The sequence below is a fragment of the Brevibacillus sp. 7WMA2 genome (assembly GCF_010748895.1).
GTDB classification, from domain to species: Bacteria; Bacillota; Bacilli; order Brevibacillales; family Brevibacillaceae; genus Brevibacillus_B; species Brevibacillus_B halotolerans.
The window spans coordinates 1086056-1101443 of record NZ_CP048799.1 but is presented as its reverse complement, the minus strand read 5'-3'; the positions used below and the strand labels follow the sequence as shown (position 1 = coordinate 1101443).

Annotated in this window: 12 protein-coding genes and 4 pseudogenes; 5 read left to right on the top strand and 11 right to left on the bottom strand. The window is 39.3% G+C overall.

Features of this window, described 5'->3' with window-relative positions:
• Window positions 1–790: 790 nt before the first annotated feature.
• On the top strand, window positions 791–2467 hold the full coding sequence (locus GOP56_RS04425; protein WP_163244631.1) for a multicopper oxidase family protein: 1677 nt from the start codon (window positions 791–793) through the stop codon (window positions 2465–2467).
• Between the two features lie 252 nt (window positions 2468–2719).
• Here the strand turns inward: GOP56_RS04425 and GOP56_RS04420 are convergent, their stop codons facing one another.
• From GOP56_RS04420 to GOP56_RS23735, 4 genes are all read right to left on the bottom strand, one after another.
• Window positions 2720–3421 (bottom strand): DUF4367 domain-containing protein, encoded by a 702-nt coding sequence (locus GOP56_RS04420; RefSeq protein ID WP_163244630.1) that lies wholly within the window; start codon window positions 3419–3421, stop codon window positions 2720–2722.
• Complete coding sequence (locus GOP56_RS04415) at window positions 3405–3902, bottom strand: RNA polymerase sigma factor (RefSeq protein WP_163244629.1); 498 nt, start codon at window positions 3900–3902, stop codon at window positions 3405–3407. Before GOP56_RS04415 ends, GOP56_RS04420 begins: the two co-directional genes overlap by 17 nt.
• A 99-nt stretch (window positions 3903–4001) precedes the next feature.
• Complete coding sequence (locus tag GOP56_RS04410; protein WP_163244628.1) at window positions 4002–4919, bottom strand: stalk domain-containing protein; 918 nt, start codon at window positions 4917–4919, stop codon at window positions 4002–4004.
• Window positions 4920–5484: 565 nt separating this feature from the next.
• Window positions 5485–6105, bottom strand: a complete 621-nt coding sequence (locus GOP56_RS23735; RefSeq protein WP_254068613.1) for a hypothetical protein — start codon at window positions 6103–6105, stop codon at window positions 5485–5487.
• 362 nt (window positions 6106–6467) lie between these two features.
• Here GOP56_RS23735 and GOP56_RS24325 point away from each other — a divergent pair.
• A pseudogene (locus tag GOP56_RS24325) lies at window positions 6468–6587 on the top strand (IS1595 family transposase); the annotation flags it as partial.
• A 115-nt stretch (window positions 6588–6702) separates the two neighbouring features.
• Window positions 6703–7110, top strand: a complete 408-nt coding sequence (locus GOP56_RS04400; protein WP_101668220.1) for a YybH family protein — start codon at window positions 6703–6705, stop codon at window positions 7108–7110.
• Between the two features lie 210 nt (window positions 7111–7320).
• Here GOP56_RS04400 and GOP56_RS04395 read toward each other — a convergent pair whose 3' ends face one another.
• The 4 genes and pseudogenes from GOP56_RS04395 to GOP56_RS04385 all read right to left on the bottom strand — a co-directional run.
• A complete protein-coding gene (locus GOP56_RS04395) occupies window positions 7321–7518 on the bottom strand; it encodes an LCP family protein (protein WP_163244627.1) in 198 nt (65 codons plus the stop codon).
• 95 nt (window positions 7519–7613) lie between these two features.
• The gene (locus GOP56_RS24320; protein ID WP_371807987.1) at window positions 7614–7697 is read right to left on the bottom strand and encodes a hypothetical protein; all 84 of its coding nucleotides are present in this window, start codon (window positions 7695–7697) and stop codon (window positions 7614–7616) included.
• A gap of 149 nt (window positions 7698–7846) precedes the next feature.
• Window positions 7847–8079 (bottom strand): annotated as a pseudogene (locus GOP56_RS23730) (hypothetical protein); the annotation flags it as partial.
• A pseudogene (locus tag GOP56_RS04385) lies at window positions 8069–8552 on the bottom strand (sigma-70 family RNA polymerase sigma factor); the annotation flags it as partial. The pseudogenes GOP56_RS23730 and GOP56_RS04385, both read right to left, overlap by 11 nt.
• A 344-nt stretch (window positions 8553–8896) precedes the next feature.
• Between GOP56_RS04385 and GOP56_RS04380 the strand changes: the two are divergent.
• Window positions 8897–9502, top strand: coding sequence for a prolyl hydroxylase family protein (locus GOP56_RS04380; RefSeq protein ID WP_163244625.1), 606 nt, complete (start codon window positions 8897–8899; stop codon window positions 9500–9502).
• A 1124-nt stretch (window positions 9503–10626) separates the two neighbouring features.
• Here the strand turns inward: GOP56_RS04380 and GOP56_RS04375 are convergent.
• The gene (locus tag GOP56_RS04375) at window positions 10627–11844 is read right to left on the bottom strand and encodes an exosporium glycoprotein BclB-related protein (protein ID WP_174250658.1); all 1218 of its coding nucleotides are present in this window, start codon (window positions 11842–11844) and stop codon (window positions 10627–10629) included.
• 757 nt (window positions 11845–12601) lie between these two features.
• Window positions 12602–12832 carry a helix-turn-helix domain-containing protein gene (locus tag GOP56_RS04370; RefSeq protein WP_163244623.1) on the bottom strand — a complete coding sequence of 77 codons (231 nt, stop codon included), beginning with the start codon at window positions 12830–12832 and terminating at the stop codon, window positions 12602–12604.
• Window positions 12833–12924: 92 nt separating this feature from the next.
• Between GOP56_RS04370 and GOP56_RS04365 the strand changes: the two genes are divergently transcribed.
• The gene (locus GOP56_RS04365; protein WP_163244622.1) at window positions 12925–13203 is read left to right on the top strand and encodes a transposase; all 279 of its coding nucleotides are present in this window, start codon (window positions 12925–12927) and stop codon (window positions 13201–13203) included.
• Between the two features lie 1451 nt (window positions 13204–14654).
• On the opposite strand, the pseudogene GOP56_RS23715 reads toward GOP56_RS04365, so the two are convergent.
• Window positions 14655–14956: pseudogene (locus tag GOP56_RS23715) on the bottom strand (helix-turn-helix domain-containing protein); the annotation flags it as partial.
• Window positions 14957–15388: the final 432 nt, after the last annotated feature.

Below are 15388 nucleotides of genomic sequence, written 5' to 3'. Positions count from 1 at the left end.
CCAGTCTTGGTTCATAATATACTACTTAGCTTAATGTTTTTTTGTTATGAAATGGCTATTCCTGGAGCACCTTCCGCAATGAATAAAAGTGCACGCAGATAAATCAAGCAAAAGACAGAAAAAATCCATTTTTGGATAACGGTTATTTCAGGCCGTATTTCTAAGAATGGATTTTTTCTGTCCTATTTGTTACTGTAATTGTTCTGTGAACAAAGCTATCGTTTATTCCTTCAAAGTCTATAACATCTCGATAGCCAAATGATTCACCCTATCAAATTAAACTCTATCTTTTCTAAGTCATAAAAGTGCATGTATGACCTATATTTTCTTGCGTTACTCTTGCAGATATTCAATAAATTTCTACCTTCATAGTTGTAGGATTTAATGGAAGAATGCAATTTCTTCCAAGGGAAGTTTTTCGCTTATCAATTCTTGACTAATCCTTTTAAAATTTACTGAGTCACCCTTTTGAATCTTAGCTAGATTTTCTCCAACAATCTATATGTCATTAATATCTGCTTTTGCGTATAGTTCTCTTCGTCTAATCAAAGTATCTAGAGACATGTTCGATTTTTGGTACTCGATTGCCCATTCTTGTCCGTTCTTAAATGGTATATCCCAGACCAGCTCAGAGTATAAAAAACGCCAAATCGGATATGTTCGGGGCTAACATATATTTTTGCGAAATGTTAGTGGGCCCCCTACCATTAGCCAAATCCTATTTATATATTCCCTCATAATATAAACAAGCTAAAGCAATATTAAATTGGTTTAAAGGAGTGAGAACGAAGTGTCTCTAAAGAAATTTGTAGATGCATTACCTATTCCTCCTGTTATTGAACCAAAAGGTAAACGTGATGGCATACCTTTTTATGAGGTAAAGATGAGGCAAATCCAACAAAAACTACATCGAGATCTACCGCCGACTACCGTTTGGGGCTATAACGATATGTACCCAGGTCCGACATTTGATGTTCGCAGGAATCGTCCCATTCTTGTGAAGTGGGAAAATAAACTACCTTATCAACACCTTCTGCCAGTAGATACGACCGTTCATGGTGCCGATCCTAGTCAACCTTCTGTCAGAACGGTGACCCACTTGCATGGGGGGCGTGTTCGCCCGGAAAATGACGGATATCCAGAAGCCTGGTTTACCAAAAACTACGAAAACGTCGGCAGCAAATTCTTGCATGAAGTTTACTACTATCCGAATTGTCAGCGTCCGACTACTCTCTGGTATCATGATCATGCCCTTGGGATCACTCGATTAAATGTGTATGCCGGGTTAGCAGGGTTTTATCTTATTCGAGACCAGAAAGAGGAAAAACTGAATCTCCCGCGAGGAAAATATGAAATTCCCTTAGTGATCCAGGATCGTTCCTTCTATCCTGACGGTCAGCTCTTCTATCCATCCCAGCCCGGCCAAGAACCACCACCTGCACCACAGCCACCTCCTCCAACCGATCCAGACCTCCCGAATCCATCGGTTGTTCCGGAATTTTTCGGAAATACGATTCTCGTCAATGGAAAAGTGTGGCCCTATCTTGAAGTCCAACCGCGAAAATACCGATTTCGAATCCTCAATGGTTCCAATTCCCGTTTTTACCGTATGCGATTGAGTTCAGGTCAAGATTTCATCCAAATCGGTACGGATGGTGGGTTATTGAAAAAACCTGTACCGATTTCTGAAATTATACTGGCTCCGGCAGAACGAGCAGATGTAATCGTCGATTTCTCCAGACATAAAGGGGAGAATATCATACTGACAAATGATGCACCAGCACCTTTTCCTGATGGAACTCCTCCGTCACCAGACATTTCGCAAATTATGGAATTTCGCGTTAAACAAAAAGGTTCCAAGAAGGATAACAGTAAAGTTCCCAAAAGACTAAGTTGCTTGGAGAAACTTGATCCTAAAGATGCTATAACTGTCCGAAAAAACTTTTTAGTTGAAAGTACCGATCAATTTGGACGACCGTTGCTCTTACTCAATAACATGAGGTGGTTCGATTTAATTACAGAAACACCATATAATGGAACAATCGAAATTTGGGAACTTTATAATGTAACCCCTGATACCCATCCGATTCATTTGCATCTGATTCAATTCCAGATTCTCAATCGAGCACCAATTACCGTGGATGAAAATGGGAATATCATTGATGTAGGAAAAGCAAAGGAACCTGATCCGAATGAAATGGGTTGGAAAGATACGGTACGTGCAAACCCTGGTGAAGTTACCCGTATCATTGCACGTTTTGGGCCGTTTACCGGAACTTATGTTTGGCATTGCCATATCCTTGAACATGAAGATCATGATATGATGCGACCATACGAAGTACTCAAAAACCATGATTTTGATCCATGCACCCCTATTCGAGGTGTATGTCGGGACGATTCATTCACCCAATGTTGTCATAAAGACGATGAAAACTGTAAATGTAAAGAACGCGACCCTAAAAAATAAAAAAAGATATTGGCTCCCCTCCAGATAGACAGGTTGATTAGTAGGAATCATTCATCTTTGAACTGGTATATGTTTGCTCCAAATGATCGCATATAGAGCTTCTTTATCCCCTACCTTGGATAGCAATAAAGCAGGTTACTCCTTAGCGTAGTGAATACCGGCTTTATTGCTGTTCAAAATACCTTAGCGTAGGAAAAAAACGGCTTTTTGCATAAGCAAACGTCCTAGCAGTAGGATTTCTTTTCGCACCGGTCATGCTTTTTCCATACTTTCTATAATCAAAATCACTGCATTTTTTTCTATTCCTCTTGAAAAAGACAAGGAGTAGGAACAACCATCCTTTATCCAAGTGGCGAGGTTGATAAGCGAGTTACTTCCCTTGAGTGTTACCTCAATATCGCCAATTTTTTCAACATCGTTTTCTTCATAGGATGTATAGTCACCACTGATATCCTCTGCTCCCTTTGCTACTCTATATGTGATTTTTTTACTTCCGTCAGAATAAATAATTTGTGCTAGTTTTCCTGAAATAACGGAAAAGTTATCTATTTGATACCCAGTTGGGAGTTTTCCCGGTACAAACAGTTCAAAGGGAACAGCTTTTTTAAGCTCGTCAATCCCTTTCATATTCTCAATCGGGCTAGTAACGAAAACCCGATTCGTTCCCGTTTGGGCGCTCATTCCCTTCTCATTGTCTGCATGTGGAGATGTTTGAATCTGTTTATTGCCCCCGTTGTTATTTATCAATGATGGATAAATGGCCATAGCACCAAGTACAACGGCACAACAGGCAGCAATAGTGCTCGCTGGCCTGATCCATTTGAGATACTGTTGTTTTTTTATCACGGTACTCGCTTCTCTTTTGCGTGACAAATTACTTAGAATTCTTTCCTCCATTTGAGGAGTAACTTCGATTTTTTCCATTGCGGAACGATATTTATTCTTCAAAATCATATGCTCCTTTCAGATTTTTTTTGAGCATATCTCTTGCCCTATACAGAAGGGAACGTACCGTAGATTCTTTCTTTTGGAGAAGAGAAGATATTTCAAATGTGGAATAACCCTCGTAATAATAGAGGTGGACGACTTCGCGGTACTTTACCGGCAGGGTATGAACTGCTTCCAACACGTCTGATTCTTTTTCCGTAATACTTTCTATTTGAAGATTTTCGGGAATTGCAATGGTTTTAAACCATGAAGATTTTAGTTTATTTTTACATAGGTTGATAGCGACGCGCATCAGCCAAGCTTTTTCATGTTCAGGACTGGAAAAAGCAGGCTTATTCCTCATCAAACTGAGCAAAGTATCCTGCAGAACATCCTCTGCATCAGAAAGATTATGTAAATACGAATAAGACAATCTTACTATCGTATTGCCGTAGAATTTCAATGCGTGTGCGACTGTCTCATCCGTACACAATGAAACATCTGGCACCTTGCTTACACTCCTTTCGCCTACAAGTATAAAATCTATGGAATCTAAGAAAGGAGCAAAGAGTATCACCCAAAGCTCCTTTCTCATTAGATAAACTTATTATTTGATCCCGTCAATGATTGTTGATAGTGTTTTCTCATTGACAGGTACGTCAAAGGATAGAGAGAAGCTTGTTCCGTCCTTTGTCCATGTAGCAAGATTGATACTGTCACCTATACCTTTTACAGTAATTTGGGTATTTCCAACAGGAATCGTTTTAACTTTATCATAAACATTATAATCACCGCTGATATCAGCATTTCCCTTGGCAGTGCGGTATGTAATTTGATTGTCACCATTCAAATAGGAAATTTTGGCCAGATTGTTACTTATCACGATAATCTCTTTCATTTGATAACCATCAGGCAGGGTTGCAGGTACCGCGAACGTAAATCCTACCTCTTTTCGAGCTTCATCCAACGTGCTGTAGTTTACCAAAGGGTTGGGTAGTCCGATGGAATCTGGTTTTTTCGGTTTCACCGAGTCGTTTGATATGTTGATAACACGATCTTTTATACTAACACAATTCGGATCAGTCAATAATACCTTGTAGAGGTCAACAGGCACATAGATTGATCCTTCAATGATTGCCGGAGCCACACCCAAGCTTAGAGGTGCTGTCATTCCGATCGCTTTGCTGCTGTATGCAAAATAGGTAGCATTACCCATGCTTAAATCGGTTTGCATGGTACCATTATCCATATGGATGGTTTGCTTCTGTTCATCCAACGTCAAGGTGAATCCAAGTGCTTCTGACGTAATTTTGAGCGGAACCATAATTTGGTCTTCCATTACAACAATTTTTTCAGTTCCAAGCCCCACCATCTTGTTATTGATTGTAAGAGTATACTGCGCTATAGGAGATATCTGCTTCACTACAGAAGTGTGTTTCGGAGAGAATACATTGCTTGGCTCAGCGGCAAAAGCAGGAACTGACATCATTGTTGCAGCACATAAACCGACAAGTATTTTTTTCATTTTTAAAACAGTCCTTTCTTTGTATGAATTGTTTTGAATGTGAACTTCTATCCTAAATACAAATGAGCAGTGAAAAATGTTGCAAGCTGAAAAAAATTATTTAGAGTTTTAATTATGAACTCAACTTTCGCATCATTAAATTCGGTGCAACCTCTTGAGACTCATGGGAAATAACGCGAAAATTCCGCGATTGACAAAGAACTCCCTTTCTTGTTTGATATCTTGGAAGTGACGAGCAACCATGCAAAAAAAACGGGTTGTACCCCTATGCTTCAAACATCAATATTAGAAGAAATATTTTTAAAATACCTCCTACATTAAAAAACACATAAGAAAAAGATCTTATGTGTTACGTGGTATTTCCATCATTCATAAGTAAGGATATTTTTATTTGCACAAAATATAATATATTATAGCTGTTTCTTATAACAATAAATATAAATAATGTATTAATACAATAGGATAACTTATGTAAATAATGATAGCTATAACACGGTTTATCGAGATTTTCTTGCGCATAAACAGATAAAATAATAGATTCACAGGATAACCTAACAATCCATGGTTACAACTGACATACTAACAAGCTTTTTGACATATTCACAGTTTGATCTCCACAAAAATCTGAAATAAAAAAATCATATCTATAAAATAAGGATTTTTGGTCAATGATAGTGAATCCTTCAAAGCCAAGTTTGTTTAGATACTCATATTTTGATTTCCCCTCTTTAAAATCTGGAAGAGAATTAAAAGACATAGCAAAGCTATGGTATCTATCAATTCCCTTGGCGTTTTCTGTCATTTTTTCAAGGGAAACATTGGGTAAGATACCACGAAAATAGGCTGATATTGCATCAGGTGTGTTTAATTCTAGTTCTAGTGAGTTTAAACTGCTCGCCAAATAACGCACTGCTTCGTCATAAATGGAGCGGGCTAGATAACGAACAGTACGCTTTTGTTTAAGTATTTCTTCTTCTTCTGCTTTCGGATAAGAAGTCGCACGAATAGAATATTTTTTTAACAGTAGAAATTCGGACTCCTTTACTAAACTGTGAATAAAACCTTTAGCGGTCGCTAGTATTCCTTGGTAGGTTTCTGGAGAGAGATTTTTTACTATACCGTAGCATGTAAAAGTGTCTTCAAGAAGGCTTCTTTCACGTTCGATCGTATAAAATTGGGTAAGCATTTTTGGAACAAAGTTAAAAACTACAAATTCTTTTTTTGACTCAACAGATTTATGTACTTGTACATCTACAATTCCAAATAGCTTAGCATTTATCTAACGAATTACTAACGAAAAGCGTTCATTATCAAGAGGTAATTTACGCAAATGGTATTGTTTACGTGAGAAAAATGTTTCTTTTTCCATTACAACAGTCGCATTCCGAGAAGAACTTTGAATAGATAATTGGAGAGCAGCTTTTAAAATGATACGTTTAGCGTTAACTTTTAGCCTTTTAAATTCAGGACTATCGAAAAAGAAAAACGGTTTACAATAACGATCCCCGCGTTCCCATTCAAGGTTGTCGCTTGCCAGCTCGAATCGGATTAGATCCGGATTATAATGAAAGCACGAAACAGCATATTAAAGAATTTCTGCTAACATCATTTGTATTTGAAATGACAGATACTTATGATAGCCTACGATTGTCAACATTCAATGTGTAGTCCCTATTCAAAGGGTCAGATTAGCACACAACCAGAAGCATTAATAGAAAGATAGTTCAATAGATATTTATGATGTAAAATTTATCTAATATACTATTTAGGGGAGGGATATTTTATGGAACACGAATTAAAAGAGCTAATTAAAAAGTGTGACCTTGCAATAAAGCAAGAAGATTTTGATACATTGATGAATTACTATACAGATGATGCAATTTTAGTTGTAAAACCTGGAATGATTGCACGAGGCAAAGAGGAAATCAAAAAAGCATTTATTGCAATTGCAAAATACTTTAATAACAGTATTGTACCAACACAAGGGGAAATGATTATTTTAGAAACAGGAGATACCGCTTTAGTTTTATCCCAAACGCTACTTGATGCTGATAAAGAGGATTCGGAATTTTCAATGGATAGAAGGGCAACATATGTGTTTAAGAAAAATCGACAAGGCGAATGGCTTTGTGCAATTGATAACTCATATGGTACAGAATTAATTAATAAAGAGACTTTAAAAGGATTGTGAGATTTTGAACTTAAACTATCTGCAAGAATAAGGGAAACCTTCGATAAATAGGTTTCCCTTAATTATTTATATAAATTTCAATAGTAAAGTTTAACAGAGCCATTTTATTAATAAGTACCTTTACTACTTCTTTCGTTTATTCCTATCCATACCACTAGAAAAGTATTTAATCCTAGAGCATCATACCGGGTGCCTTACAAAATCTAACGCTTATTTCCCATCCAAATGATGGATTCCTTGTTGTGAGTTTATATTGGTTCCATCTGAGGGATCAGTATAGTTCATTCGCTTATCAACTACGATATCAATACCATTTACTTGATCTATAATTCTTTGGAATCCCTCAAAATCCACCAAAACATAGTGGTAAATTGGTATCCCTAATAAATCTTGTAAAGTCTTTTTCAATAAATCAGATCCCGTAGTTGTGATATCTTTTTTCTTGTTCCCCTTAATACGGGCGATTTCTACTCTAGCATAACGGAGTTAACTTTATAGAACACTCATATCCTGTATTTTTCCTTTGTATCACGTGGAATAGAGATCATTGTGATTTTCTTATCTTTAGGATTAAGGACTATAACCATAATGACATCTGTATTCAAGCTACTCCCCTTCTTTCTAGTGCCCTTTCCTACAATGACAATAGAAATTGGTTTTGCAAATTGTAGCAGTATCTGTAAGAGGTAACAGACGCTCCTACTAATCATACTTGTTTCAATCTTGAGTGTACCCCTGCAGTCATTGGTGTTCTAGTAAGCATGTCAATCGCAAATGCTGCTGCGGTTGGAATCAAAATCGAAGCAGCAACTATTCCACCAATTAATCGTTTTTTCATGTTACTTTGCTCCTTATTTGTCGCAAATATTGAGCATAGGATCGTTCTATTTGTTTGGAAATGGCTGGAGGGCACTCCATCGTTTCTGCTTCTTTGTTTAGATGTTCACGGATTTTGCGTTCAATAGTCATTGATCTTTTCCATCCTTTCCGTGGGGAGATCCCTTAAGTTTTTTCGAAGCGTCTGGAGGCCAGCATAATATCTGGACTTGACTGTACCCAACGGAATATCGAGCAAAGTCCCAATTTCTACAAGAGTATAGTCGTGAAAAAAGCGGAAGATAACACTGTCCGCTGTTTGTCGGTTAGTTTTCGTATTGACTGCGATATCTCCTGGTTCATCCCATCCATCAACGTAGTATGTTGATCCCAATAAGACTCTTCCCGAGTGAAAATACGAATGCGTTCAAAAATTCGGAATTTCTTCCAACTCTTGACCCGAAATCTCTGCACTTGATGGATTACCAAGCCGTGTAGCCAGAATTGGAAAGGACGGTTCGTATCGTAGTTAGCAAGTGAGGTCCACATTTGCATATAGATCTCATTCATGACATCTCCCGATCCTGCTGATGATCCACCAGAAAGGAGACTGTCCGGTAGACGTTAAGTGCAAGAGGCTATCGGTGAATTAAGTGAAGAACTTGATTGGCGCATATTATGAATGCAGAAGCAGAGAAAATACAGTTTACTCTAGATACTTTGGATACAGATACACACCCTTGTAGACGCAGCTAAAGAAAAGCCACTGCAACAGGCTTTTTTTGCTGGTAGGAATTCGGAAATAGAAGAAGAAGCTCCTACGTGTTTCTTGCGAAATTCTGCAAAACACGCTAGTGAAGTGATATATAAGGGTGAAAAATATGTATACGTGGAGGAGCGAAATATCACCAAAAAAAGTCCTATACATAAATTAACTTAACTAAATTTACATGTTGGGAGATGAATTTCTATGCAAGAACCTACACAGCTACTGAATCAACAACCGTTTATCGGGTGCTATCCTTCGTTGATCTCTTCAGAAGCTTGTCAATCCTTGATTAATTTAGCAAGTGGCCAGTTAACACCGGCAACCGTTGTCGGTCAATCCGGGTTAGAAGTTTCTCATGTAAGGATTTCAGAATTGGCTTGGTTTTGCCATAATTACAATGAAGTTGTACAAAGCATATGTAAGCAAATCGCAGAAATTGTTGAGCAACCAATTCACTACGCGGAAAAATTACAAGTTGCTCATTATGGAGCAGGCGGGAAATTTGAGGCTCATTTGGATTGTTATGATTCGCAAGAAGCAAACAAAACATTTCTCGAGCATTCAGGTCAACGGTTATATACTGCGATCCTTTATTTGAATGATGTTGTGTCTGGAGGAGAAACATATTTTCCGAATTTAAAAATCGAAGTTTCTCCTACAACTGGAACGTTATTAGTTTTTGAAAACTGCCAACCAGATACATCCATTCCTGACCTACGATCGTTACATGGATCAAAAATTTTACAGAGTGGGGAAAAGTGGATTGGTACACTTTGGTTTTGTGAGCGACCACAATATCAAGTATAAACCTTTCTTATATTAAATCTAGAAGTGAGAGTATTCTTGCGTTATGTTAAAATCAAGAAAAGACGATCGCTTTAAACTAGTTCCATAGACTAGACACTTAGAAAAAAGGTGTTTAGTCTATGGAGAGTACTGCAAAAGCCTTGTATTTTGAGAAGGGCTCTTCGGTGAAGGGGGCCTCATAGGTGTACATTAAAAATGCAGCGCGTATCCGGTTAGGACGCGGGCTGCATTTTACTTATTAGCTTTGTCATTCGTTTGGCATTCACTACAAACGCTGTTAGCACTGACTGTATTCGCATTCGAATAAGACCGTGGTATCTAGCCCGGTCCATTCCGCGAAACCTTTCGTTTCGGCATTCTTATGTTCAATGATCGAGCGGCGTCTTTGCCATGTCGACTCAGGTACTCAAAGCCGTTGTTCGTCAATGCATCGAAAAGGGCTTATCAAATCCAAGACGTTGCTCATGGATTCCACACACACCCTTGCAGACGCAGTTACTGAAAAGCCACTGAACGCCGCCAATTTAAGCGTATGACGCGTTACCAATGTGAATTGCTTAACGTCTCACGTTCAGGCTATTACAACTATTTAAAAGCCGCAGATGCCCGCAAAGAGAGGGCTCGACTTGATGCAGAGGCTGGAGAATTAATCAAGAGTGCTTTTGGCCGAAGGGGTTTGGCTACCAGCCACCTTTCTTTCGTATCTGCTTATTTTAGCAGTTCAAGCTGGGACTCCAGAAGCTTGATTCGTGGATCTTGCTTAGCGATGATCTCTTCGTGTGACATCTCTCGTTTAAGCGGCCGTCCTACGGTTTCTTTTCGGGAATCCGTGAGGCCAATAATTCCTTCCCTCTCATAAGTCTTCTTCCAACGGTCCGCACTTTGCTCCACACGCTTCATTCTCAGAGAGATCTTTGAACCCTTGGGCTTCAAAGATCTCCTCTGGGCGTCTTGCCTTCTTTACGTGATAGAGATACATATTCTGGCCGGGAGGGCTGGATCAGGCGGTCTTCTAATTTTTTTGTACGTTGGCTGATATAAAAAAACAAAACCCCGTAAAATTGGGGCTTTGTCAACAATCTGAGCCAATCAATTTGATTGATAAGCTATTATCTATTAATTATCTAGCTAATACCTAACCCTGCACTCGCATAACCAGCAACAACTGTTCCAATATCCAAACCATCTGTCTCAGCAGTAAATACGATTAATATACGGGTTCCTGCTGTCACAGGGATATTTGGTAATGCTGTAGTTACATTAGAGATAGTACCTATACTAACTATTCCAGGTCCTAAGGTTGGAGCTAACGCAACAGAAGTAACTTGGTTAAAGATATTATCTGGTGTTGGGGACGTGTACACCCGAGCAGTAATAGTAATAACACCTAATAACGTAAGAGCTGCTGTTGTACTAAAATATGCCGATATTGAATTCAGAGTACCATCTCGTGGCATGGAGAATGATTCGTTTACAAGTAAACCCGGTCCACCTTCAAGGTCAATTGTACCCCCTAAGACAGTAACCACTGTGCCATTAGTACCAAATCCAATAAGCCCTTGAGTTCCAGCTGTCCCAAACAAAGCTGATACTAACAGAACTGGTGTACCTGATGCAAATGGGATAATAACATCTCTTCCCGCTGCTCCCGTGGCTCCCGGGGCTCCCGGGGCTCCAGGAGCACCAGGGATTCCAGGAGGACCAGGATTACCTACTCCGGTTGGACCAGTCGCGCCGGTTACTCCTGCTCCCGTAGCTCCCGTAGCTCCCGTAGCTCCTGTGGCTCCCGTAGCTCCTGTGGCTCCTGTGGCTCCCGTAGCTCCCGTAGCTCCTGTGGCTCCCGTAGCTCCCGTAGCTCCTGTGGCTCCCGTAGCTCCTGTGGCTCCCGTAGCTCCCGTAGCTCCTGTGGCTCCTGTGGCTCCCGTAGCTCCCGTAGCTCCTGTGGCTCCCGTAGCTCCTGTGGCTCCCGTAGCTCCCGTAGCTCCTGTGGCTCCCGTAGCTCCTGTGGCTCCCGTAGCTCCTGTGGCTCCCGTAGCTCCCGTAGCTCCTGTGGCTCCTGTGGCTCCCGTAGCTCCTGTGGCTCCCGTAGCTCCTGTGGCTCCCGTAGCTCCTGTGGCTCCTGTGGCTCCTGTGGCTCCCGTAGCTCCTGTGGCTCCTGTGGCTCCCGTAGCTCCTGTGGCTCCTGTGGCTCCCGTAGCTCCCGTGGTTCCCGTAGCTCCCGTAGCTCCTGTGGCTCCTGTGGCTCCCGTAACTCCTGTGGCTCCCGTAACTCCTGTGGCTCCTGTGGCTCCTGTGGCCCCCTGAGGACCTTGAACCCCTCTTACATTAACTTTTTGGCACACATTAACTTTTTGCTTCGAATTGCATTTACAATGTCTAAGCCCACACTTTTTACATCTCTTCCTTGGGATCAATTTCCTAACCTCCCTCTTTAATTCACTTTTTACATCTCTTCCTTGGAATCAATTTCCTAACCTCCCTCCCGAATTAAAGTTATGTATTATATTAAATAAGCAATAAATGAGTAAAGGTATTTATCTAACATTGCTATAAAATGGTTGGATGCTCCTCTTTGTGATAAAGGCATAATGTTACTACTATCCGGAATTTGACGGTATCCGCTGTTCCTCGGTTGACGAAAATACTGACCAACTCAACTTAAAAGAAACTGGATGGATAACGCCACCGAATCAAGGTCGAATCATCCGCTGCAACATCGGTTGGCTTGTTCCCTTGAATCACGTGCTTCATACTTTCCGCTGTGTAAGGTTTGTAGAGGACTAGGATGATCAGGCAATTGATGCTGAATGCTCTGTAACACGATTATAAATTTCCTCAGGAATTAATCTGAACATTGTAATTTTTATTTTTCATAACATAAAGTAGATGGAACAAAAAAACATGAAGAAGAAAAATGGAATTGGTTATCATTCGTCTTTACAAATAAGTAAATGGAATGATGAGACGGTGGAAGAACATGTTATCGAACCATATTCCATTATTGGCAGCTCATCTATTTACTTCAGGAATGAAATCATGGGATGGAATGAAAGACATGATGACTGAATGAATCCTGTATCACATTAAAAATATATGGACCTAACGATTCATTGGTGGATATAAAACCAAAAAAACCCCGTGTCGATCTATAAGTCCAAACTCACCCTGTTGTCTGTACTTTTTCATCCACTTTTTTAAGCGATCTTTGTCCTGAATTTCCAAATGCTCTACAATTTGTTTGTACGTCCAGCTTTCCTCAATGTGTAAACAAATGGCTTCCATTTTCAATGATTCTGGATAACTTTTACATTTTTGTCCTTTAACCGCCATAAAAAATTACACCCCCTAAGTGATATTATCCCCTTTTAGTAGACAGTAAGAAGCAAGGCCCCTTACTGTATTAACTAGGAGAGGAATTTTCTATGGGGAAAATTAGAAAAACGTATTCAAAGGATTTTAAATTAAAAGCCGTACAGCTCTATTTGAGTGGTGAACAAGGGTATAAAACACTAACAAGGGATCTCGGCATAAGTGATCCTTCTATTTTAAGAGGATGGGTTGATCATTATGGAAAGGAAGGTATACAGGGACTAGATGAAAAACGTGGGAGAACAAAAAATCCTCTTAGAGGAAAACCACTAACAAGGCCAGAGAGTATGGAGGAAGAGATAGTTCGATTACGTGCAGAGAACGAATTCTAAAAAAAGTGGCTAGGTCTAGAAAAGAGGCGAAACCGAAAGATAAACGCTGTTTTTTCGAGCTTATTAAAGAATTGTCTAAAAAGTACTCTATTACATTATTGTGTAAAATTACGAAAGTATCTCGTAGTGGCTTTTACAAGTGGATTTCTCGTGAGAAACACCCTACCACAAAACAATTGGGAAATGAAAAATTAAGAGGAATGATCATGGGTTGTTATCTCCGAAAACAAGCTGAATCGAAGTTTTTGTGCCTCACGGGCAAATGAGAAGCATCCTCTCTAAATTCAACCCGCGCTCCTGTGTGGGAGCGATAATGCGGATAACACTAAGGTCATTAATACTGTTAAGTTTCAATCCACGCTCCTACGTAAGGAGCAATACTATCCAGAAAAAACTAGTATACTAGAAGGTTTCATAATCTACTATTACAATCCACAATAAAAACTGGAATATTTTAGCATTTGTACCTTAATTCAAGTGCTATCACCTCCCAAAGGATAAATTCGTCATTTATCCTTTGGGAGGCTTTGATGGAAAAAGGCCCCGCTATTTTGTCCCTGCCCCTCCAGACGAACAGTTTCTATACTATTTATTGGCCATCATGTCAAAAAGCAAGTTAGATGGAAAGTGAGCGAGATCATACTCTTAAAAACGCTAATCGCTGTAAACAGAAACAAGCATCCGATTTTGGGGTTCGGACACTTACATATTGCTTATATTTCTTAATTTATAGACCTGATAAGACGCTTTCCGAGCTAGTGCGTTAGATGATTTAGCAGAATGCCACAGCTCTTTCATTTCATAGCATATCCACCGGCTGGGAGTCCTTTCGAGAAGCGATTCCCCGTTTTCCTTACGTAATAACGGGTATATTCGGGCTTGTGGTCAGATCTCTCCGCGTGCTATTTACCTGGTACGAATCTACCTGCACCGATGGGAGGAAGTTCAACTCCCTAAGGAAAGAGTACCATATTTTTGCGACAGCAGGTTGTCAGCAAACAAACGTTCTTTTTAATAATTTTCTCGTTTTGCTGTTTTCTCATAAATATCAAATCTCTTTTTTGTTAATTGTTTAATTGTTGATCTCATGACATAATTAGGAAAAAAACAGATGATTATTGGAGGTTATTATATATGAGCGGAATTGGTCCAACTTATTTCCTTTTAGGTCTAATCGTTCTAGTATTAGCGTTCCTTATAACAAGACTGCTCTTAAAAAACAGAAATAGAAAATAAGTATCCTAAGGAGATAAGGTGATTCAATAAGAATTGCCTTAATTATTTCTATGGTTCGTTCTAAGTTTCAATCCGCGCTCTCGTGTAAGGAGCGATTTATCACCAGTTTGAGAGGTTTACCAATGTAAAAAGGCGTTGGAGATGAATAAATCATCATGTGTGGAAAATCAATGTCATAAATTGCACCATATATCTTTAGCACTCGTCTACGAGGATTATTTCTTCCCTTCCGATAGCTTTCTATATAATGAAGCTATAGATACATTTGTAATTTCACAAATTTGATTTACAGTCTTACCCTCCTTCTTTATATAGCTTTACTGTATAATTCATACCTGTGTGATTTCTATGATATTTCTTTAACCTGCCTTTAAACTTTCTTTCTTAGCCAGATCAATCCCTTCACGTTGACGCATACGAATAAGATCTCGCTCTAATTGGTTAACACCAGCCATTACCGTAATGAAAAATTGGCTCTATGGATTATCCTCTGATAAATCTACCATGTAGATTTTAAAGGGATTTTGTCATCCCATATCCACGTATCAGAAGTAATTCAATTCTTAGCGAAACCGTCAAAAGGTTGGTGCACAAATATAAAACCAGCAGCAATCTAGGACCGAAAAAACTCTTAGACTGCCACTGGCTTATTGAATATTCGCTGATTTCCATAAATGTGATTCTAATTCTTGTAGTGTTATACGCTGATTCCCTGACCATGTTGTAAAACCTACTCTTATTAAAGGCAAGATTTAAATAAATAGTCTATCCAAGCTATAAAAAAGGTTGTTCCATATCCACCGTTCCAATAAAGCTTCTAACCAATTCGAAGCCTGACGCTCCCAATAATACTATACTATACCAATCAATTTATCATTAACAAATAACCACAAACGGTTATCTTGTTGTACAGAAGACGATTTCTTTTCTTCAAGAAAAACATCGTATG

Bases quoted from the DNA above. Each gene is read 5' to 3' on its own strand.
- GOP56_RS04370 (WP_163244623.1), bottom strand. From the start codon at position 12,832: ATGGCGGTTAAAGGACAAAAATGTAAAAGTTATCCAGAATCATTGAAA.
- GOP56_RS04420 (WP_163244630.1), bottom strand. From the start codon at position 3,421: ATGATTTTGAAGAATAAATATCGTTCCGCAATGGAAAAAATCGAAGTT.
- GOP56_RS23735 (WP_254068613.1), bottom strand. From the start codon at position 6,105: ATGCTTACCCAATTTTATACGATCGAACGTGAAAGAAGCCTTCTTGAA.
- GOP56_RS04400 (WP_101668220.1), top strand. From the start codon at position 6,703: ATGGAACACGAATTAAAAGAGCTAATTAAAAAGTGTGACCTTGCAATA.
- GOP56_RS24320 (WP_371807987.1), bottom strand. From the start codon at position 7,697: ATGGTTATAGTCCTTAATCCTAAAGATAAGAAAATCACAATGATCTCT.
- GOP56_RS04380 (WP_163244625.1), top strand. From the start codon at position 8,897: ATGCAAGAACCTACACAGCTACTGAATCAACAACCGTTTATCGGGTGC.
- GOP56_RS04365 (WP_163244622.1), top strand. From the start codon at position 12,925: ATGGGGAAAATTAGAAAAACGTATTCAAAGGATTTTAAATTAAAAGCC.
- GOP56_RS04410 (WP_163244628.1), bottom strand. From the start codon at position 4,919: ATGAAAAAAATACTTGTCGGTTTATGTGCTGCAACAATGATGTCAGTT.